Consider the following 686-nt stretch of genomic DNA (forward strand, 5'->3'; position numbering starts at 1 on the left):
AACATTCGTAATATCGTCAAGAGCCGCACGGAATCTGTCGCAGTATTTAACCGTCGTGATCACATTGAAGTGACCTCTGAGAGCAACGAATACCACGCTGAAGTTTTAGAAATCCTGACTCACACGCCAGGCATTCATCACGTTCTAGAAGTGAAGCAATCTGAGTTTAAAGACCTGCACGACATCTACGAGCAGGTGCTGGAACTTAGCCGTCCGCTTATTGAAAATAAAACGTTTGTGGTTCGTGCAAAACGCCGTGGTAAGCATGACTTCACGTCTATCGAGCTTGAACGTTACGTTGGTGGTGGTCTAAACCAAGCAGTAGAAAGCGCACGCGTTAAATTACACAACCCTGATGTGACGGTAAAAGTTGAAGTATCGGGTGACAAACTTAACCAAGTGTTGGCACGTTACAAAGGTCTAGGTGGCTTCCCTCTAGGTACTCAAGAAGACGTACTAAGCCTGATCTCAGGTGGTTTCGACTCTGGTGTATCAAGCTACCTACACATCAAACGTGGCTCTAAAGTTCACTACTGTTTCTTTAACCTAGGTGGCCCAGCTCATGAAATCGGCGTTAAGCAGGTTTCTCACTACCTATGGAACAAATACGGCTCATCAGCGAAAGTGCGTTTCATCTCTGTTGATTTCGAACCTGTGGTTGCTGAAATTCTTGAGAAAGTAGATGA

At 45.3% G+C, this 686-nt stretch carries 1 protein-coding gene; it reads left to right on the top strand.

Annotated elements, in window-relative coordinates; genetic code table 11:
• Positions 1 to 686, top strand: a 686-nt coding sequence (locus tag R7R24_RS27145) for a tRNA sulfurtransferase (RefSeq protein ID WP_318120185.1), incomplete at both ends; no start/stop codon positions are given.

This window comes from Vibrio sp. 704 (genome assembly GCF_033339295.1).